Here is a 19,037-nt window from a genome sequence, read left to right as displayed (position 1 = left end):
ATGTGTTTAATCTGGAAGAGGAATTGAAAAAACTGCCCGGTAAGCCGGGCGTGTATCTCATGCATGACAAAACGGATGAGATTATTTATGTGGGAAAGGCAATTAGTCTAAAAAACAGAGTACGCCAGTATTTTCAGAAGAGCCGTCATGTGACGCCTAAAATACAGCGGATGATTGACCGTATTGCGTGGTTTGAGTATATTGTGACGGACAGTGAACTGGAAGCATTGGTGTTAGAGTGCAATCTGATTAAGGAACATTCCCCACGGTATAATACAATGTTAAAGGATGGCAAGAGCTATCCTTTCTTAAAAGCGACGGTTTCAGAAGCCTACCCAAGGCTTCTTTTTGCGCGTCAGATGAAACGGGACGGCTGTAAGTATTTTGGACCGTTTACAAGTGGCAAGGCGATTCGTGATACAATTGAACTGGTGAATCAGTTGTTTCATCTGCGAAACTGCCACCGTGTGCTGCCACGTGATATAGGAAAAGAAAGACCTTGTCTGTATCATCAGATTGGGCAGTGTCCGGCACCGTGCCAAGGACATGTGAAAAAGGAGGAGTACCGGGCAGATTTTGAGCGCGCCCTGAAGTTTTTGCTGGGGGATACCAAATCGGTATTGAAGGAACTTGAGGAGAAAATGCAGCGTGCAGCAGCAGAGATGAATTTTGAGGAGGCTGCCACATACCGTGATTTGATACAAAGTGTCCGTCAGGTGACAGAACGGCAAAAAATTACATCAGAGGATTTTGAAGATCGTGACATCGTGGCGATGGCGCGCGGAAAAGAGGATGCAGTAGTACAGGTGTTTTTTATCCGCGGCGGAAAAATGCTAGGGAGAGAGCATTACTATCTGACCGGAACAAATGAGGAGACAGAAGGGGCTGTTTTGTCTGCTTTCATTAAACAGATGTATGCCGGAACGCCGTATATTCCGAAAGAAATCTGGTTAGAGCAGGAAGTGGAAGATGCAGATGCTATCCTTGAGTGGCTTTCGGCAAAACGCGGACATAAGGTGTATTTCCGCTATCCACAGCGCGGTCAGAAAGAGCGCATGCTTGAGTTGGCGAAGAAAAATGCCCGGATGGTGCTTCAAAAGGATGCTGAGAAGTTACAGAGAGAGCGGGCGAGGACGAAAGGTGCGATGGAGGAAATCGAAGGCTTGCTTGGTATTTCCGGACTCAGCCGTGTGGAATCGTATGATATCTCAAATATCAATGGTTTTGAGACGGTTGGTTCAATGGTTGTGTTTGAAGAGGGAAAAGCGAAAAAGAATGATTACCGTAAGTTTCGTATCCGTTCCGTGAGCGGGCCGGATGATTATGGTGCTATGCGGGAAATGCTGACGAGACGTTTTGAACACAGCAAACGGGAAGGTTTGTCGGAGATGGATTCTTTTCGCAATCTGCCGGATATTATTTTTATGGATGGTGGAAAAGGTCAGGTAAATATTGCAGAAGAAGTTTTGTTAAAATTAGATATAACAATACCGGTCTGCGGCATGGTAAAGGATGACCACCATAGGACGCGCGGGCTGTATTTTAAGAATGAAGAAATTCCGATTGATACACACGGTGAGGGATTTCGCCTGATTACGAGAGTGCAGGATGAAACACACCGTTTTGCGATTGAGTATCATAAGCAGATTCGAAGTAAGACGCAGGTTCATTCGATTCTTGATGATATTCCGATGATTGGTGCCACAAGGCGTAAAGCGCTGATGCGGACCTATCAGTCATTAGCTGAGATTCAGAAAGCAGATGTGGAAGAGCTGATGGAGATTCCGGAAATGAATCGTCAGGCTGCGGAATCCGTTGTTCAGTTTTTTGCAGCGAAACAGAGAGAAGGTGAAAGAGATGACAAATCTGAATGAAAAAAAAGCGGCAGATGATTTTCTGCCAATGAGTAAAAAAGCAATGAAACGGCGGGGGTGGAGCCGGTGCGATTTTGTATTTGTCATTGGGGACGCTTATGTGGACCACTCTTCTTTCGGACCGGCAATTATCAGCAGACATTTGGAGGCAAATGGTTATAAAGTTGGAATTATTTCGCAGCCGGATTGGAAAGACGATGCAAGTATCACAAAATTGGGTGAGCCACGCCTTGCTTTTTTAGTGTGTGCAGGAAATATGGATTCCATGGTAAACCATTATACGGTGGCGAAAAAGAGACGAAAAACGGATGCGTATACGCCGGGCGGCGTGATGGGGAAACGCCCGGATTATGCAACCGTTGTGTACTCGAATCTGATTCGCAGAACGTATAAACATACGCCGATTATTCTTGGTGGAATCGAGGCGAGCTTACGGCGGCTGGCGCATTACGATTACTGGTCGGATAAGGTGAAACGCTCGATTTTACTGGATTCCGGTGCGGATATGATTTCGTATGGCATGGGAGAACACAGTATGCTTGAAATTGCAGAGGCGTTAGACGCCGGTATTTCCATTCATGATATCACGTATGTTGCGGGAACTGTGTACCGTACAAAAGAAGGGGAATTGAGTGCGTATGAGCCGATTTCTCTTCCTGCGTTTGAAGAAGTTAGTACGGATAAGAAAAAATACGCACAAAGTTTTTATGTGCAATATGAAAATACTGATGCATTTACGGCAAAACCGTTAGTTGAAGCATATCCGAATAAAGTGTTGGTTGTGCAGAATCCACCGGCAAAGCCACTTACTACGCAGGAAATGGATGATATTTATGCCTATCCCTATGTGGGAACGTATCATCCATCCTATGAGGCAGCAGGCGGTGTTCCGGCAATTTCCGAGATTCAGTTTAGTCTGACAAGCTGCCGTGGATGTTTTGGCGGCTGTAATTTCTGTGCCCTCACATTTCATCAGGGAAGAATTGTTCAGGTCAGAAGCCATGAGTCGATTTTGGAAGAAGCAAAAGGGATGACTGTTAAAACCGGATTTAAGGGATATATACACGATGTGGGAGGACCGACAGCAAATTTCAGAAGACCCTCGTGTGACAAGCAGCTTGAAAAAGGTGTCTGCCAGATGAAGCAATGTTTGTTCCCCAAACCGTGTCCGAATCTGAAAGTTGACCATAAGGATTATGTTTCACTGCTTCGGAAACTGAAGCGTTTGCCGGGAATTAAGAAAGTATTTGTCCGTTCCGGAATCCGGTTTGATTATGTGATGCAGGAAACGGATGATACGTTTCTTAGTGAACTTTGCAGAGACCATATCAGCGGGCAGCTTAGAGTGGCGCCGGAACATGTTTCTAATAATGTTTTGCGGGCGATGGGAAAGCCACCGCATGCGGTCTATGAAAAGTTTTGCAAACGCTATGAAAAAGTAAATAAAAGGACGGGGAAGAAACAGTATGTAGTTCCTTATTTTATGTCTTCTCACCCGGGTTCGACGCTAAAGGATGCGATTGAACTGGCGGAATATATTAGAGACCTCGGCTACATGCCGGAGCAGGTGCAGGATTTTTATCCGACGCCATCAACGATTTCGACCTGCATGTATTATACGGGACTTGATCCTCGTACGATGGAGCCGATTTATGTGCCGAAATCTTCCCATGAAAAGGCTATGCAGCGAGCATTAATTCAATACAGGGAGCCTGGAAATTATGATTTAGTAAAAGAGGCCCTGCTCAAGGCAGGGCGGAATGATTTAATTGGATTTGATAAAAAATGTCTGATTTCTCCGAGAAAGCGTAAGCGCCGTTAGTTGTGGATTTTACACGTGGAGCCTACGAGATAGCGGGGAATGCTTAACGATGAGTCTGCGGTTTGCGTGGACTCATTTTTTTGCAGGTAAACGGCTGTATAAATCTGTGAGGATGGGCAGCCGTCGCCGGCAAGATGTCCGGAGGCTTTGCAGATTTTGCAACGCACATGGCAGTCGCATTTCTCCTTTGGTACGGACTCTTTATCAAAGTATTCTTTTTTTATGCAGGAGCCGCCAACAGCCTTGTTGCAAATACCGTTGATTGCAAGTTTTCCGCATTTTGTACAAATAACAGCGGTTGTGATAGAGTCCGGTTTCTTGAATGAAACTTTTGTGTAATTTTGATTTAACTTCTCCATCGTGTCACGCCACAAATCTTTTTGATAGGTGAGAGATGTTTGCTTTTGCCCGGAATCATAACCGCCCCAGATACCAGCTGTGAGGTACGGTGTGTAGCCGATAAACCACAAGTCGCGGTTGCTGGTGGAGGTGCCGGTTTTTCCTGCCTGCGGCATATTTATTTTTTTGAATTTTAAGCGGCTGCCGGTTCCTTTTGTAATCACGTCTTCCATTGCACTGGTAAGGAGCCATGCAGTCGATTCTTTCATGACCTGTTTGGTATCCGTATTCGTTGTGTTGTCGAGTAACACATTTCCGTCATGGTCGACAATTTTTGTATAAAAGAAGGCGGGATGATAAAGTCCCTGATTGGCAATGGTAGCAAAGCCGTTCGTTAATTCTAAGTTGGTAACGCCCTTAGTCAATCCTCCAAGAGCAAGTGGGAGAGAAATATCCGTATAGGTGTTTCCATCCTGACTGGTATAGTTGTCAACCAAAGTAGTAAAATCTAAATTTAATAAATAATCATATCCGGTTTTAGGACTTACATCCTTCAATGTTTTGACGGCAACTACATTCATGGATTGCGCCATTGCTTCACGCAGGGAAGTAAGTCCGCGGTAGGAGTTTCCGTACCAGTTTTTCACTTTCCGTTTTGTACCCGGATAGTAATAAGGGGCGTCATCCTGTACGGTTGCCAGCGTCATGCCGGCAGTGTCAAGTGCCGGCAGGTATGTCGATAAAATCTTAAAGGTTGAGCCGGGCTGGCGCACCGAATCCGTTGCACGGTTCAGTGTGCGGCTTGCGTTTTTATCACCGCGACCGCCGACAAGCGCTTTTACGGCACCGGTATGCTGGTCGATTACAACAAAGGAGGACTGCGGTTCAATTACGAGGTCAATCGTCTCAGACTGCACGGTATCATCTTTCGTCAGCATAGCAGCTCGGAACTGCTTGATTTGTTTTCTGGCAGTGGATTTCTTTTTATATAATCCGGATATAACTTTCTTCTTTCTACTTTTAAACCATTTCTTCATATCGGAAAAGGAATAGGTAATCTGCGTTCCGTCCTTGTGCGTAACAATCAATTGATAAGTTAGTTCATACCGAGAGTTCGCAGGATAATATTTTTTGTTGTTCATCATTGAATCGACGGTTTTTTGCATAGATTTGTCCTGCGTGCTGTAAATCGTCAGGCCGCGGCTGTACAGTGCGTTATAAGCCTGCGTTTCCGTGTAGCCGCATTTGGCTTTCAGATCCTGAATTACCTGCTCAATCAAAGCATCGGTAAAATACGAGGTAATGGAAGAACTTGAAAATGTTTGTTTATTCACTTTTTGGATGCGGTCATAAACCGGGTCACGGAGAGTATCGGTGTATTCTTTACTGGAAATATATCCCTGATTTTTCATATAGGTTAAAACAGTTGTGCGTTTCTGACTGTTTTTCGCCGGATGGGAAATCGGATTGTACGTTGATGGGTTCTGCGTAATGCCGGCAAGAACCGCACACTCGGAAAGGGTGAGGTCAGAAACATTTTTATTAAAATACCGTTTGGATGCTGCCTGTACACCAAGTGTATTTTGCCCGAGGTTAATGGTATTTAAGTAATACTCGAGAATTTGGTTTTTACTGTATTTTTTTTCGGTCTGCAAAGCAAGAAACTGCTCCTGCAGCTTACGCTTTATTTTTTCAAAGAGAGTGGTTTCCTCGCCACCCTCAAATACCTGGTTTTTCAATAACTGCTGTGTAATCGTGCTGGCACCCTGTGTAAAATCGCCCTTGTTTTTTATGCCGATGGTCAGTGCGCGTAAAACGCCCTGCGTATCCACGCCGTTATGCTTGCGGAAACGCTCGTCCTCAATGGCAATAAAGGCATTTTGGAGATTCTCCGGAATTTTATCCAATGTAACATATTCACGGTTGGCATCTTTTCCAACTAAGGACTGAATCGGATTTCCCTCACTGTCCACAATCGTTGTTGTATAGCCTTTTGGAACAATCTGGATAGAGTTCACATCCGGTGTCGAAGATAAGATGCTTGTGTACATCCCAATCAGGAAACTTCCAGCAAAAAGGCTGATAAAAATAAGCCCGATGAGAGTAAGACGAATTCCCATAAGCTGTAATTTGTGCAGACGGTGAGTGGCTGCGGATTCAAGCTGATGTTTTCGATTCTGGATTCCCTTATGACTAAAATTCATGTGCGGTCCTTTCCTTCCTGAATGTTTCCTTTTCTTTTTAGTATAACAAAAACTCTTGAAAAGGGAAAGGGCAATTACTATAATAGTAAGGAGTAGGAACGAAGTAAGAGAAAGGAACGAAACGGATGGAAACAGCATCTAAGATACTCTACGAAGGTGGACAAGGGGAAATTATAGAAAAGAAATCCCGTTTTATTGCGAACATTTTTCCGGTCACAACGGAAGAAGAAGCACTTGAAAAAATTACCGCGATGCGGAAAAAATATTATGATGCCAGACATAACTGCTTTGCCTATATTTTAGGTGAAAATAAGGATACGGTGCGCTGCAGCGATGACGGGGAACCATCAGGAACGGCCGGCCGACCGATGTTGGATATTTTGGATGGACAGGGAATTTATAATGTTGTGGCAGTCGTCACAAGATATTTTGGAGGAACTCTTCTTGGTACTGGGGGGCTTGTAAGAGCGTATTCCGGTGCGATGAAAGAGGGATTAAATCACTGTGTACTTTTAGAAAAAGAGACCGGTTACCCGCTGACCGTTACAGTGGATTATAACGAGGTTGGAAAAATCCAATATTTAGCAAGAACCAACGAGATTCGCGAGTTATCGTGTGAATATGGAAATGAGGTTGTGTTTCGGGTTTTGGTGCCGGAGGAGAAAATTGATTCATTTGAAACGGCACTGACGGAGAAAACAGCTGCGAAAGCTAAACTTGAACGGGGCGAAAAACTGTGTTATGGTTTCCATGGAGACGAAGTTATACAGATGGATAAACGGCAGGAAGGAAAGGAATCATGAATTTATTAGATTATATGAGCGAGCAGAAAAAAGAGACCGAATCGCCACTTGCTTCAAGACTCCGTCCGACTACCTTGGACGAGGTTGTGGGACAGAAACATATTATCGGAAAAGATAAATTATTGTACCGGGCAATTCAGGCAGATAAATTAAGTTCACTGATTTTTTATGGACCGCCGGGAACCGGGAAAACGACGTTAGCGAAAGTAATTGCGAATACGACAAGTGCAGCATTTCTCCAGATTAATGCGACATCAGCCGGTAAAAAAGATATGGAAGAAGTTGTTGAAAAAGCAAAAGAAAACTGGGGGGCTTATGGGCGTAAGACGATTTTGTTTATTGACGAGATTCACCGCTTTAATAAAAGCCAGCAGGACTATTTGCTTCCGTTTGTTGAAGATGGCACCATTGTCTTGATTGGTGCAACAACGGAAAATCCTTATTTTGAAGTAAATGGTGCGCTTTTGTCCCGCTCGATTATTTTTGAATTAAAGGCATTGGAAAAAGATGAAATCAAGGAACTTTTGTTGCGCGCCGTGACAGACAAAGAAAAGGGGCTTGGAAGTTTTGATGCGGTCATTGAAAAAGACGCTTTGGAATTTCTCGCTGACATCAGCGGTGGTGATGCCAGAAGCGCTTTAAATGCGATTGAACTTGGTGTTTTGACAACCGAGAGAGGTGCAGATGGCAAAATTCATATTACGATGGAAGTTGCCGAGGAATGTATTCAAAAACGTGTACTCCGCTATGATAAAACAGGGGATAATCATTACGATACCATTTCGGCATTTATTAAAAGTATGCGGGGCTCTGACCCGGATGCCGTAGTTTATTATCTGGCGAGAATGCTGTATGCCGGTGAGGACATCAAATTTATTGCCAGACGAATCATGATTTGTGCGGCGGAGGATGTTTCAAATGCTGACCCACAGGCTCTTGTCGTGGCGACCGCGGCGGCACAGGCAGTTGAGCGGCTTGGTATGCCGGAGGCAAGAATTGTGCTTTCACAGGCGGCGCTTTATGTGGCATGTGCACCGAAGAGCAATTCAGCAATTGTTGCAATTGATGATGCCATGGATTATGTTAAAACGCATCCGAATTACCGGATTCCGGCGCATTTGATGGATGCCCATTATAAAAGTGCGGCAAAACTCGGACATGGCATCGGGTACCAGTATTCCCATGATTACGAAAATCATTATGTAAGACAGCAGTATCTGCCGGATGAGGCGGAATCCGAGCGGTTTTTCCATTTATCGGAGAATGGTTATGAAAAGGAAATTAAGCAGCATATGAAGAAAATTGGAGCAGATAAGGAGGAATGGTAAGATGGCAGAAGAGAAAAAAGAAAAATTTGAAAGTTCATATCCGAAGGGTGTGCGTATTGCAGCAATTATTGGTGTAATCTTTTTAGTTGCGTTGTATATTGTAACTTTGATTGCAGGAATCACCACATCAAAGGCGGCACCGGAATTGTTTAAAATGTGTATTGGTTCCAGCATTTTACTGCCAATTCTGTTTTGGCTTTATATTCAATTTGCCAAATCGTTTATGAACCGGGATAGGGAAAACATAAAGAAAGAAAAATAACAGATATTAAAAAAGCTGTAAACTGATGAAATTCACCAATTTACAGCTTTTCTTTTATCTTTTTTAGTATCCGATTTTTTTACCTTTTTTTGTCAGATATCCACTGATTCGTTTTGCTTTATAATCTTTTTTCTTGCGGGAATCCGGTACACCGGGATCTGTTGGGTCGTAGTTGATGCCACCTTTCACTTTGATGGTCTTTGCTTTGCCGAGAGGACCCGGTTTCTTTGTGCTTCCCTTTACGATTTTAATGGTATTGCCGGTTGAAGTATAATCGTAAATCCACTTCGCATCCGCTACTGCCATACGGATACATCCGGCAGAAGCAGGTCTGCCAAGCTTGTTGTAGGTGACAGCAGGCAGTGCATAATGAGACTGTGTGCCGACGGCAATCGAGTGGAAATAAACATTGCCGACAATGTGGGTTGCCCAGCGTGCATATACAGTACTGCCATCCGGCTCATGCATCGGTTTCATCGTATATTTTACGGACTGGCCGTTTGTGCATACCGAATATGTACCTATTGGAGTATATGCTGACTTCTCATGGAGGCCACCGGTACCGGCAACGGTCCAGATGTCACTGCCGACACATACAGAACACGTTTTAACCGGAATATCGTATTTGTTTGTCTCATCGTTGTACATGTAAATCGTAACAACACATGCGGCACGGTTTACTTCGATGTAAAACTTGTTCTGATGAGAGGAACTGCTTTTTTTCAGTTTCAAAATCTTAGTAAGGTCGGTCTGTTTTTCATTGTTAATATAATAGAATTTGTATTTCTTTCCCTTATATTTTTCATAATACCAGCCGTTTTTACCAAGGTCTGACTTTTTCAGTTTGAACTTTTTCTTTTTCAGCAACAGTCTGCTTTTCCATGCGGATGTCGCAAATGCACGAACCTCGTAAGTTCCTTTTGCTTCATTTTTTACTGTTACGGTGTAGGTCTTTTTATTGGAAGAAGCTTTTGCTTTGTATGTGCCAAGCTTTTTCTTTTTACCGTTTTTAATCCGGTAAATATCAAATTCAACCTTTTTGATATTGCCGGGAACATAAGCTCCGGACAATTTATAGATGCAGGTTGCATTTTTCTTTTTAGTAACGGTAAGAGTTCCCTTTTTCATACGCTGGTCAGCTTTTGTTGTCTGTGCAAGCGTATAAGTTTTATTGTTGGAATCGATCACAACCGCTTTAATTGTAAATAAATCCAAATTGTATTTTAAGGTTTTCATCGTAACTTCTTTATAATAAGAAGTTGTCTTTTTCTTGCCGGAAAGTGTAGCAACCTGTCTGCCATCGCTGTTAAATACCTGGAATGTTACACCATTTACACCGAATACGTTAGTCAATCCGCTAAGTTGAATGGCAAATGCCTTTTTCTTCTCCAATGCTTTTGTTTTCTTTGTAACAAATGAAGTGCAGGAAGGGACAACATTATATTCGGTAGAAGCTAAAGTATACTGTGTTTTCCAATTGCTGTTTGTAACAACGGCCTTTGCGCCCCATTTGCCATAATAATTTCCGGATTTGGAAACATCAACAGACCAGTTCTGGTTCGCATTCAATCCCATTGCTTTGCCTACGGTTACTGCGGTGGATTCTGCGCGGTTTTTGTTCCAAATCTGGATGGAAATCTGGTTTCCGGTACCGGGAACTAAAACACCGCCTGTGGCTTCTTTTGATACGAAGGCAGCAGTACGAACAGCGGCACCGGTATTTCCTGTGATGGAAAGACCTGCTTTTGCTGTATGAATCGTAAAGTCAGCAGTGCCGGCGGTCAATGTTTTTGTACCAATTGTTACGGTTACTGTATAATTGGCAAATGCATATTTTAAGTCCGCCAAAGTAATGTTTCCTGTAAAAGTGCCTTCTTTGCAGTTAGTCTCGTCGAGAGTGACATTTTTTGTAAAAGCAGTTTTCTTTGTGGAAGAATTTACTGCATTAATCGTAAGTGCGGTATCGGATGCCAAATCCAGACCGGTTACGGTGTAATTTGCTGTGCCGGCGGCACGATTTGTAGTCAAAACCGCTTTGTGCGTAGATGGTGCTTCTGTGGCAGCAGCCGCAGCTTTTGCCGGTGTGCTGACAAAGGAAAATGTCAGAAATAAAGAAGCAAATACGAACACAAGCAAACTTCTTATGTAAGTACGTTTCATGATAAAACCTCCATTCTGTTCCATTCACTATTTGACGGCATGACTTTAAACATGACGCCAAGTTCTTTCATAATCGCACATTTCCTAATGTTTGTCAAGAAATCATGCCTTATTATAAGAAGGATATGTGTCAGTTCTTTTACAAAAAGTGTTCTTGACAAAAATGTTTTGATATATTAAGATACCCACATAGGCAAAGAAGAGAAGAAGTACGAGTAAGAAAGAGCCAACAGAGAATAGCCGGCTGGTGAGAGGCATGGGAAATCGCTTATTTGGAATACATCTTGGAGCTTCGGCATTGAAATCAGGTAGGTGCCGACGGAAGAGGGGAAACCCGGCACACGTTATCGTGCAGGAGTATTCGTGCCATCCGGTAGGTGTACTTGATGAGGCAGTTGATGTGAGTCGATTGTGAAAAAAGGTGGTAACACGGGATATGATATCTCTCGTCCTTTGAATAGGGTGAGAGATTTTTTTATTATAAAAAGCGGCAGCTTTAGAATGGAGGAAAAAATGCAGGTATATGAAGAATTAGTTGCCAGAGGCTTAATCGCTCAGGTGACAAACGAAGAAGAAATTCGAGACATGGTAAATAATGGAAAGGCTACTTTTTACATTGGTTTTGACCCGACCGCTGACAGTCTGCATGTCGGACATTTTATGGCACTTTGCCTGATGAAACGTTTGCAGATGGCGGGCAATAAACCGATTGCGTTAGTAGGCGGCGGTACAGCGATGATTGGTGACCCATCCGGAAGAACGGATTTGCGTCAGATGATGACACCGGAGACGATTCAGCACAACGTGGATTGTTTTAAGAAACAGATGAGTCGTTTTATCGACTTTTCCGAGGGGAAAGCAATTCTTGTCAACAATGCAGACTGGCTCATGGATTTGAACTACATTGAGGTGCTTCGTGATGTAGGAGCGCATTTTAGTGTAAACCGTATGCTTTCCGCTGAGTGCTACAAGCAGAGGATGGAGAAAGGTCTCAGTTTTTTGGAATTTAACTACATGATTATGCAGAGTTATGATTTTTACAAACTGTTTCAGGATTATGGCTGTAACATGCAGTTTGGCGGCGATGACCAGTGGAGCAACATGCTCGGCGGTACGGAATTGATTCGCCGTAAATTAGGAAAAGATGCGCATGCTATGACGATTACGCTGTTGTTAAACTCAGAGGGCAAAAAGATGGGTAAAACCGCAAAGGGAGCTGTCTGGCTTGATCCGGAGAAAACATCACCGTTTGAGTTCTACCAGTACTGGAGAAATGTGGATGACAGCGATGTGTTGAAGTGCATCCGCATGCTTACATTCCTTCCATTGGAGGAAATTGATGCGATGTCCGACTGGGAAGGCGCACAGTTAAACAAAGCAAAAGAAATTCTTGCATTTGAGCTTACCAAACTGGTTCACGGAGAAGAAGAGGCCATGAAATCACAGGAGAGCGCAAAAGCACTGTTTAGCAGCGGAAACGCGGCAGAAATGCCTACCGTAGAATTAACTGATGAAGATTTGGAAAATGGCACAATCGGTATTCTTAATCTGTTGAATAAATCCGGAATGGTGCCATCCAATTCGGAAGCGCGCCGTGCCGTTCAGCAGGGTGGTGTTGCCATTGATGGTGAAAAAATTACTGACATTCATGCACAGATTGACGGCGGGAAATTAGCCGGTGATGGTGTGGTGCTGAAAAAAGGTAAGAAGAACTTTAGAAGGATGGTCTTAAAATAAAAAGAAAAAAATTAGTGGCACCATGCACGCTTTCGCTTGAGGAATGCGCAGGGGTATCGGCATGCACACGACGCATGCCGGATACCCGCGTATTCCTATGCATGGCAGCCACTAAAGTTTTTCAGGAGATATGGCGGCTTGGGATGTTTAAATTTTTATGATAAATATACTTAAAAGTGTTGTATTTTGCCAAAAATCTGATATACTGTGATTAGGCAAAAGTAATAAGTATTAATCGTTAAGTTACGACAAAACCCCCATGAGTGGCCGCTCATGGGGGTTTTTGTTGCCAATACAAAAACGACAAAAATTTTACTTGCATAAATGCAATTTTCGTAGTAAAATATATTTTGTTGTTCGGCGTGTGGCTCAGTTTGGTAGAGCGCTTCGTTCGGGACGAAGAGGCCGTGGGTTCGAATCCCGTCACGCCGATATAAGGTCCTTTCTTAGTAGGAGAGAGGATCTTTTTTAATATCAAAAAAGTTAAACGGCTGTAAAGAAGGTATAAAAAGCGGATTTTTAAATAATTGGATTGTGGCAAATGTTATGTGTCAGTTTATTTGGATTCCAGTAATTCCGTAGAAAAACTTTGTGACGAGTGGGTTTTGAGTACGTCGGTATGAGGTGCTTGTATATGCGACAGCATAAGCGCCCATACCGCTACGCACTCAATAAGCGGGAGCGCCCACGAGACGCAAAGCTTTTCTACGAAATTACGGAAAACAAAAAATGTGCCAACGAACACTTGCCACAAACTCAATTATAATTCCGGTTGATTTTTTTTACATATCTTCTTATAATTAAACTATCAAAAATTGGAGGAGGTTTCGTTATGAGGGAAATGAAACAAACGATGGCAGCAGTGTTATCTCTGACGCTTGCGTGCACACTTTTGATTGCACCGGCAGAGGGGCAGGCAGCCAAAAAGAAGATGAAATTAAATAAGACAAAGGCAACGTTATATGTTGGCAAAAAACTGACGTTGAAAGTGAAAAACATAAAGAAAAAAGTCAAATGGTCATCTTCTAAAAAAGCAGTTGCATCCGTAACGAAAAAGGGTGTTGTAAAAGCAAAGAAAAAAGGTAAGACTGTGATTACTGCCAAAATCGGTAAGAAGAAGCTGAAATGCAAAATTACCGTGAAACAGAAAGTAGTAAAGAAAAAGGCTGTATATCAGTCTCAGATGGTCGAAAACTTTGAAAGTTACACAGCAGGAACGGATTGGGGAAATTACACACTTGGTGAGGGACTTACCAGTGGTGGAAACGAACCGGCACATTATCTCGCAAAAGGAGAGACAATGAAGGTTATTACAGATCCGGAAAATGCAAATAACAAAGTCCTTCAGGTTATACCAAAGTTCTATAGTTTTTGCCCGGTATTTACCGTTGACCTTGAAAAATTGACAGGCATATCAGCAAAGAAATTGGGTGATTATAAAGGAATCCGCGTAAAAGTTCGTGTTGTCAGCGATGCGTCCCGCCATGTGGGAATTGGAATCAACTCATTCTTTGGCAAAGCAGGCACGATTAATAAAAAATATGCATTTAACACATATACCACACAGAGCAATGCCCTTCCAAATGAGAAAGAGTATTATAAATTCTATTATACAGAGGGTATGGTGACACCGGAAACACCGGATGATGGCAGTATGCCTCAGGTGGAAAATGGCAAGAGCGCCAAAGGACATAAGTTCAAGGAGACAGATAAAGATGTTGGTTTTGCGACAAAGACGCTGTTGTTTAACAAGAAACTGACCGCAGATTTGCGAAGCCAGACAACCTTTGATTTTGTAGTTGGTGGAAGTTATGGTCCGGCAAATAAAGAATACTTAGCATGGTATTTAGATGATGTGGAATTGATTTACTAAAAATAAAAAGAAGTTCAACCGCAGGAGACTACAACGCGGTTGAACTTCTTTTTTTATCCTAACAAAGCCCGATTTGCTTTTTCCTGGAATTTTTCTTCCAAAATCACAAAGCGTTCATGGGTGCCGCGTCCGATTACGGTCCCTTTTTCATCTTTTGCCGAGACGGAAAAGACCAGCTTTCGTCCGTCGATTTCTACCAGTTCACTCTCGCAGGTAATGGTCATGCCAAGCGGTGTTGGGGCATCATGTGAAATGTCCAAATGGATTCCTACGGTTCCTTCGCCCGCTTCCAAATACGGAGCCACGCTTGTCCATGCTGTTTTTTCCATGAGAGCAATCATAGCAGGAGTGGCAAATACATCCAGTGTGCCGCTCCCCATTGTTTTTGCCGAATTGGACTCGTCGGCAGTAACCGTGCAGGTTCCTTTAATTCCAACTTCTAAACTCATTGCAGTTCCTCCTTTTTCTGTTCTACCAGATAACCACGCTTTGCTAACTCCGCTTCCACGTCATCCAGAATCCGTTCTTCCTCTGCGGTGACAGTGTGGTAATGGTAGTCCGATGTCACATTTTTTAAAAGCGTGGATTTTCCGCTTTTAATGCCTGCGATAAATTCTTTGATGTCTCGTCGGCAGCGGATATTCATATCTGCTTGAATTTTACCATAAATTTTATGATTTACAAATACATTTTCTACGATACCGCCTAAATCCACGATACAGGTTAATTCGTCCTCTGCCTGTTCATCCGTATGACGGCATTTGAAAATACGTCGAACCCCGCTTGGTTTAGTCGGTGGAACCAGATATCCACGGTTGGTTGCAATAATTTTTACATGACCGGTTCGCAAAAGTGCAATGTCCTGCACAATCACCTGGCGGCTTACGCCGAATTCCTTCGCCAGTTCGGTTCCGGAAACCGGCTTGTCGTGTTCCTCCAGATATTGAAGCAATCGGTCTCGTCGTTTTTCTCCAGACATATCCGGTACCTCCATTTACTCTGTTGCATGTAGATTTTTCAGGGAAATATCCATAATTGGTGCGGAGTGGGTTAAAGCACCGCTGGAAATATAATCGACGCCAAGGTCAATTAATTTGGCAATGTTTTCCCGTGTGACATTGCCGGAACATTCGGTCTCTGCACGTCCGTCAATGATACGGATGGCTTCCTTCATGTCGTCATGCGACATATTATCTAACATAATAATATCTGCTCCGGCGTCTGCCGCCTCTTTCACCATATCAAGATTTTCCACTTCAATTTCAATCTTACGGACAAAAGGACAATATTCCTTTGCCATTTCAACTGCTTTTGCCACACTGCCGGCAGCTCCAATGTGATTATCTTTCAACAAAACACCGTCTGAAAGATTGTAACGGTGATTATAACCGCCACCTGCCTTTACGGCATATTTTTCAAAAATACGGTTATTTGGTGTTGTTTTTCTCGTGTCTAATAATTTTGTTTTAGAACCGGCAAGCAGTTTTGTAATCGAATTGGTATAAGTGGCAATTCCGCTCATACGCTGCAAATAATTCAGTGCCGTTCTTTCTCCGGAAAGGAGAACACGGATGTCGCCTCGCACGACGCCCATTTTCTGACCTTGTTTTACCTCATCGCCATCCTGACAGAAAAAAGTAATTTCCGTGTCCGCATCCAGTAGCGTAAAAACACGTTTAAATACTGAAAGTCCGGCAATGATGCCGTCTTCCTTACAGATTAAATCAACTTCACCCTGTTTTGCTTCCCGCATTACGGCATTGGTCGAAATGTCTTCGCTCGTGATATCCTCGGCAAGAGCCATGCGGATTAACGGGTCTGCATTTGTAAGCATTGTAATTTCATTCATGATTTGTTTTCTCCCTTTCTTTTTCAATGGCCTCTAACAATTCCTTGTGGTAGGATCCGGTGAGGTTTGTTAATGTATCATTTTGCAAAATATCATCAAAAGTTTTTTCCGGCAAAGCGGTATATTCTTCCATTGCATGTGTGGCAGCACGGCGGGCAAATACTAAACTCTCCAACAGAGAATTGCTTGCCAAACGGTTTTTTCCGTGTACACCGTTGCAGCTCGTCTCGCCAATCGCATACAGATGTCCGGCAGAAGTGTGGCTGTCTTTGTCAACCCAGATACCACCCATAAAATAATGCTGTGCCGGAACGACAGGAATTGGTTCTTTTGTGCAGTCGTAGCCCTCTTCCAGACAGCGTTTGTAAATGTTTGGAAAATGGCTGATAATCGTTTCTTTTGGAATCGGTGCCATCGATAGACGGACATAAGGCATGTCATCAATTGCCATCTGTTTGTGGACTTCTTTTGTTAATAAGTCGCGGGGCAGCAGTTCATTGACAAAACGATTACCCTCTTTATTCAGCAGAATCGCACCCTCACCGCGCACGGATTCGGAAATCAGAAAGCGACGTCCCGGTTTTTCGGAGTACAAAGTAGTCGGGTGAATCTGGATGTAGTCAATGTGCTCTAACCGGATGCCATGATTTTTAGCAATTGCCAAAGCATCTCCGGTAATATGGCGGTAATTCGTCGAATGTTTGTAAATGCCGCCAAGTCCACCGCATGCTAACATCGTATAATCAGCGGTGATTTTTTCCTTTGAGCCATCCGCCATCTGAGCCATTACGCCATAGCAAATATTATCTGCCATAAGAAAATCGTACATGGTGGTATGTTCTAAAATGGTAATGTTTTCGCGTTCTCTCGTCCGCGCCAGAAGTGTGCTTGTGATTTCTTCCCCGGTAATATCTTCGTGGAATAAAATACGTGAATCGGAGTGACCACCTTCCCTGGTGTAGCAGAACTCGCCATTTTCACGTTTGAAATCCACGCCGTACTCCACCAATTGCTTAATAATCGATTGCGAGGAGCGGATCATAATATCGACGGATTCTTTTCGGTTTTCATAGTGCCCGGCACGCATGGTATCTTCAAAATAACTGTCGTAATCATCGTTCGACTTTAAGACACAGATACCGCCCTGCGCTAAAAAGGAATCGCTTTCGTCAGCGTCTTCTTTGGTAATCATGAGAACCTGTTTATCGCTTGGAATCTGAAGGGCGCAGAATAAACCGGCGGCCCCTGTTCCTACAATTAAAAAATCGGTATGTTTCATGAGAATATCTCCCTTCCTTACTTTGCCAGTTCAAGCATCCGCTCCAAAGGGCGGTTTGCCTGTGTGCGCATTTCATCCGTGACAGACATCGAATGCTCCCCTGTCTCTAAAACATGGACAATTTTTTCGAGTGTAATCTTTTTCATATTTGGACAACACTGAGCAGAACCTGCCGAATAAAAGGTCTTGTCAGGGTTTTGTTTTTTTAGTTCATATAAAACGCCAAGTTCCGTACCAATGATAAATTCTTTGGCATCGGCAGATGAAGCGTAATCAATGATTTCGGATGTACTGCCAATGAAATCTGCCAAATCAAGAATTTCCGGGCGGCACTCCGGGTGAACGATAAAAGGTGCATTCGGATGAGCTTTTTTAGCAGCTTCTACCTGATCCTTCCGGATAGATGCGTGTACATGACAATAGCCGTCATTGAAAATAAAATTCTTTTCCGGTACCTGTTTAGCAACAAAACGTCCCAGGTTTTCATCCGGAATAAAGAAAATGTTCTTATTTGGAAGTGCCTTTACAATGCGGATTGCATTGGAAGAAGTCACACAGACATCTGCGTGGCACTTTAATTCTGCCGTCGAATTGATGTAGCAGACAACTGCTAAATCCGGATATTCTTTGCGGAGTTCTTCAATTCGGTCGATATCCGCCATGTGTGCCATCGGACAGTCTGCTGTTTCATCCGGCATAAGTACAGTCTTTTCCGGGTTTAAGATTTTGGCGCTCTCGCCCATAAACGAAACACCGCAAAAGACGATGGTATCAGCATCTGTTTTCGTGGCAACTTTGCTTAAGTAGAAGGAATCGCCGATGTAGTCAGCAATTTCCTGTACCTCGTCATGAACGTAGTAATGTGCCAGAATAACAGCATTTTTTTCTTGTTTCAATTGTTTAATACGGTTTTGTAAATCAGACATAATTATCTGTTCCTTTCTGTGTATTGTGTCCTATCATAACACAAAACTTTACATCTGACAAGACAGAAAGAAATTAAATTTGCTGTAACAGCTTTACAAAAGGGAAAGGGCGACTGGTAACCCAGCCGCCCTTTTGAAAGAGGAGTTTTATGAAAAAATATCAAAAATGTGAAATTGGCATTTGTCATATAAGTTGAAGTTGTTCTTTGTTTCAACTTATGGCTTTAGTATAAAAGTCAAATGTGTCGAAACGGTGTTCAAATTTAATATAATTTGTGAATTGTTTGTGAATTGAAATTGGGGGGATTGTTAAAAGCGGTGGAGGGTAAAACAAATAGTTTGCTCCGGGTGTTTGATGTCCCTTTATTCGGCTTCCGTAATTCCGTAGAAAAACTTTGTGACTCGTGGGTACAAACACGTGGGTATGAGGCTTGCGTATTTTGCATGCCCATACCCTTACGTGTTTGTTAAACGGGAGTGCCCACGAGACGCAAAGCTTTTCTACGGAATTACGGAAAACAAAAAAAAGTGCCAACGAACACTTGATACAAACGAATTTCTGAATCTGCTTTCTTTTTCAC

General features: G+C 43.1%; 14 protein-coding genes, 1 tRNA gene and 1 other annotated feature. Of the genes, 8 read left to right on the top strand and 7 right to left on the bottom strand.

Features of this window, described 5'->3' with window-relative positions; genetic code table 11:
• Nucleotides 1-2 precede the first annotated feature (2 nt).
• Together uvrC and DW019_RS04365 are read left to right on the top strand one after the other, a co-directional pair.
• Complete coding sequence (uvrC, locus tag DW019_RS04370) at nt 3-1,874, top strand: excinuclease ABC subunit UvrC (RefSeq protein ID WP_118442637.1); 1,872 nt, start codon at nt 3-5, stop codon at nt 1,872-1,874.
• Nucleotides 1,858-3,696, top strand: a complete 1,839-nt coding sequence (locus tag DW019_RS04365) for a YgiQ family radical SAM protein (RefSeq protein ID WP_118442636.1) — start codon at nt 1,858-1,860, stop codon at nt 3,694-3,696. The genes uvrC and DW019_RS04365 overlap by 17 nt, the downstream gene beginning before the upstream one ends.
• Here DW019_RS04365 and DW019_RS04360 read toward each other — a convergent pair.
• The gene (locus DW019_RS04360; protein WP_182431040.1) at nt 3,693-6,239 is read right to left on the bottom strand and encodes a transglycosylase domain-containing protein; all 2,547 of its coding nucleotides are present in this window, start codon (nt 6,237-6,239) and stop codon (nt 3,693-3,695) included. The genes DW019_RS04365 and DW019_RS04360 overlap by 4 nt on opposite strands.
• 125 nt (nt 6,240-6,364) lie before the next feature.
• Between DW019_RS04360 and DW019_RS04355 the strand changes: the two genes are divergently transcribed.
• The 3 genes from DW019_RS04355 to DW019_RS04345 are packed head-to-tail and all read left to right on the top strand — an operon-like array spanning nt 6,365 to nt 8,632.
• Nucleotides 6,365-7,042: a YigZ family protein gene (locus DW019_RS04355; protein ID WP_118442634.1), complete on the top strand. Its 678-nt coding sequence runs from the start codon at nt 6,365-6,367 to the stop codon at nt 7,040-7,042.
• On the top strand, nt 7,039-8,370 hold the full coding sequence (locus DW019_RS04350) for a replication-associated recombination protein A (protein WP_118442633.1): 1,332 nt from the start codon (nt 7,039-7,041) through the stop codon (nt 8,368-8,370). Before DW019_RS04355 ends, DW019_RS04350 begins: the two co-directional genes overlap by 4 nt.
• 1 nt (nt 8,371) lies before the next feature.
• Complete coding sequence (locus DW019_RS04345; RefSeq protein WP_022376242.1) at nt 8,372-8,632, top strand: hypothetical protein; 261 nt, start codon at nt 8,372-8,374, stop codon at nt 8,630-8,632.
• A gap of 63 nt (nt 8,633-8,695) precedes the next feature.
• Here the strand turns inward: DW019_RS04345 and DW019_RS04340 are convergent, their stop codons facing one another.
• A complete protein-coding gene (locus DW019_RS04340) occupies nt 8,696-10,792 on the bottom strand; it encodes a L,D-transpeptidase (protein ID WP_182431039.1) in 2,097 nt (698 codons plus the stop codon).
• A gap of 187 nt (nt 10,793-10,979) precedes the next feature.
• Nucleotides 10,980-11,249, top strand: a binding site (T-box leader).
• A 56-nt stretch (nt 11,250-11,305) separates the two neighbouring features.
• Between DW019_RS04340 and tyrS the strand changes: the two genes are divergently transcribed.
• From tyrS to DW019_RS04325, 3 genes are all read left to right on the top strand, one after another.
• Nucleotides 11,306-12,529, top strand: a complete 1,224-nt coding sequence (gene tyrS / locus DW019_RS04335) for a tyrosine--tRNA ligase (protein WP_117478912.1) — start codon at nt 11,306-11,308, stop codon at nt 12,527-12,529.
• Between the two features lie 358 nt (nt 12,530-12,887).
• A tRNA-Pro gene (locus DW019_RS04330) sits at nt 12,888-12,961 on the top strand.
• Nucleotides 12,962-13,361: 400 nt separating this feature from the next.
• The gene (locus tag DW019_RS04325; protein ID WP_243024094.1) at nt 13,362-14,402 is read left to right on the top strand and encodes an Ig-like domain-containing protein; all 1,041 of its coding nucleotides are present in this window, start codon (nt 13,362-13,364) and stop codon (nt 14,400-14,402) included.
• Nucleotides 14,403-14,455: 53 nt separating this feature from the next.
• On the opposite strand, the gene DW019_RS04320 is transcribed toward DW019_RS04325, so the two are convergent.
• From DW019_RS04320 to nadA, 5 genes are read right to left on the bottom strand one after another with little or no spacing between them, the layout of a single operon-like run.
• Nucleotides 14,456-14,851 (bottom strand): thioesterase family protein, encoded by a 396-nt coding sequence (locus DW019_RS04320; RefSeq protein ID WP_117478913.1) that lies wholly within the window; start codon nt 14,849-14,851, stop codon nt 14,456-14,458.
• Complete coding sequence (locus tag DW019_RS04315) at nt 14,848-15,381, bottom strand: transcription repressor NadR (protein ID WP_181974994.1); 534 nt, start codon at nt 15,379-15,381, stop codon at nt 14,848-14,850. Before DW019_RS04315 ends, DW019_RS04320 begins: the two co-directional genes overlap by 4 nt.
• A gap of 15 nt (nt 15,382-15,396) precedes the next feature.
• On the bottom strand, nt 15,397-16,251 hold the full coding sequence (gene nadC, locus DW019_RS04310; RefSeq protein ID WP_118442631.1) for a carboxylating nicotinate-nucleotide diphosphorylase: 855 nt from the start codon (nt 16,249-16,251) through the stop codon (nt 15,397-15,399).
• Nucleotides 16,244-17,530: an L-aspartate oxidase gene (locus tag DW019_RS04305; RefSeq protein WP_118442630.1), complete on the bottom strand. Its 1,287-nt coding sequence runs from the start codon at nt 17,528-17,530 to the stop codon at nt 16,244-16,246. Before DW019_RS04305 ends, nadC begins: the two co-directional genes overlap by 8 nt.
• 17 nt (nt 17,531-17,547) lie before the next feature.
• Nucleotides 17,548-18,456, bottom strand: coding sequence for a quinolinate synthase NadA (gene nadA, locus DW019_RS04300; protein ID WP_118442629.1), 909 nt, complete (start codon nt 18,454-18,456; stop codon nt 17,548-17,550).
• Between the last annotated feature and the right edge of the window lie 581 nt (nt 18,457-19,037).

Origin of the sequence: Clostridium sp. AF37-5, assembly GCF_003477605.1 — a bacterium.
Classification (GTDB): domain Bacteria; phylum Bacillota; class Clostridia; order Lachnospirales; family Lachnospiraceae; genus Eubacterium_F.
The sequence above is the reverse complement of the archived record's forward strand: the minus strand, read 5'-3'. Positions and strand labels throughout refer to the sequence as shown.

Excerpts from the sequence above, each read along its gene's own strand:
- DW019_RS04345 (WP_022376242.1), top strand. The coding sequence starts at position 8,372 with ATGGCAGAAGAGAAAAAAGAAAAATTTGAAAGTTCATATCCGAAGGGT.
- DW019_RS04305 (WP_118442630.1), bottom strand. The coding sequence starts at position 17,530 with ATGAAACATACCGATTTTTTAATTGTAGGAACAGGGGCCGCCGGTTTA.
- DW019_RS04365 (WP_118442636.1), top strand. The coding sequence starts at position 1,858 with ATGACAAATCTGAATGAAAAAAAAGCGGCAGATGATTTTCTGCCAATG.
- nadA (WP_118442629.1), bottom strand. The coding sequence starts at position 18,456 with ATGTCTGATTTACAAAACCGTATTAAACAATTGAAACAAGAAAAAAAT.
- DW019_RS04340 (WP_182431039.1), bottom strand. The coding sequence starts at position 10,792 with ATGAAACGTACTTACATAAGAAGTTTGCTTGTGTTCGTATTTGCTTCT.
- DW019_RS04325 (WP_243024094.1), top strand. The coding sequence starts at position 13,362 with ATGAGGGAAATGAAACAAACGATGGCAGCAGTGTTATCTCTGACGCTT.
- tyrS (WP_117478912.1), top strand. The coding sequence starts at position 11,306 with ATGCAGGTATATGAAGAATTAGTTGCCAGAGGCTTAATCGCTCAGGTG.
- DW019_RS04360 (WP_182431040.1), bottom strand. The coding sequence starts at position 6,239 with ATGAATTTTAGTCATAAGGGAATCCAGAATCGAAAACATCAGCTTGAA.
- DW019_RS04350 (WP_118442633.1), top strand. The coding sequence starts at position 7,039 with ATGAATTTATTAGATTATATGAGCGAGCAGAAAAAAGAGACCGAATCG.
- DW019_RS04315 (WP_181974994.1), bottom strand. The coding sequence starts at position 15,381 with ATGTCTGGAGAAAAACGACGAGACCGATTGCTTCAATATCTGGAGGAA.
- nadC (WP_118442631.1), bottom strand. The coding sequence starts at position 16,251 with ATGAATGAAATTACAATGCTTACAAATGCAGACCCGTTAATCCGCATG.
- DW019_RS04355 (WP_118442634.1), top strand. The coding sequence starts at position 6,365 with ATGGAAACAGCATCTAAGATACTCTACGAAGGTGGACAAGGGGAAATT.
- DW019_RS04320 (WP_117478913.1), bottom strand. The coding sequence starts at position 14,851 with ATGAGTTTAGAAGTTGGAATTAAAGGAACCTGCACGGTTACTGCCGAC.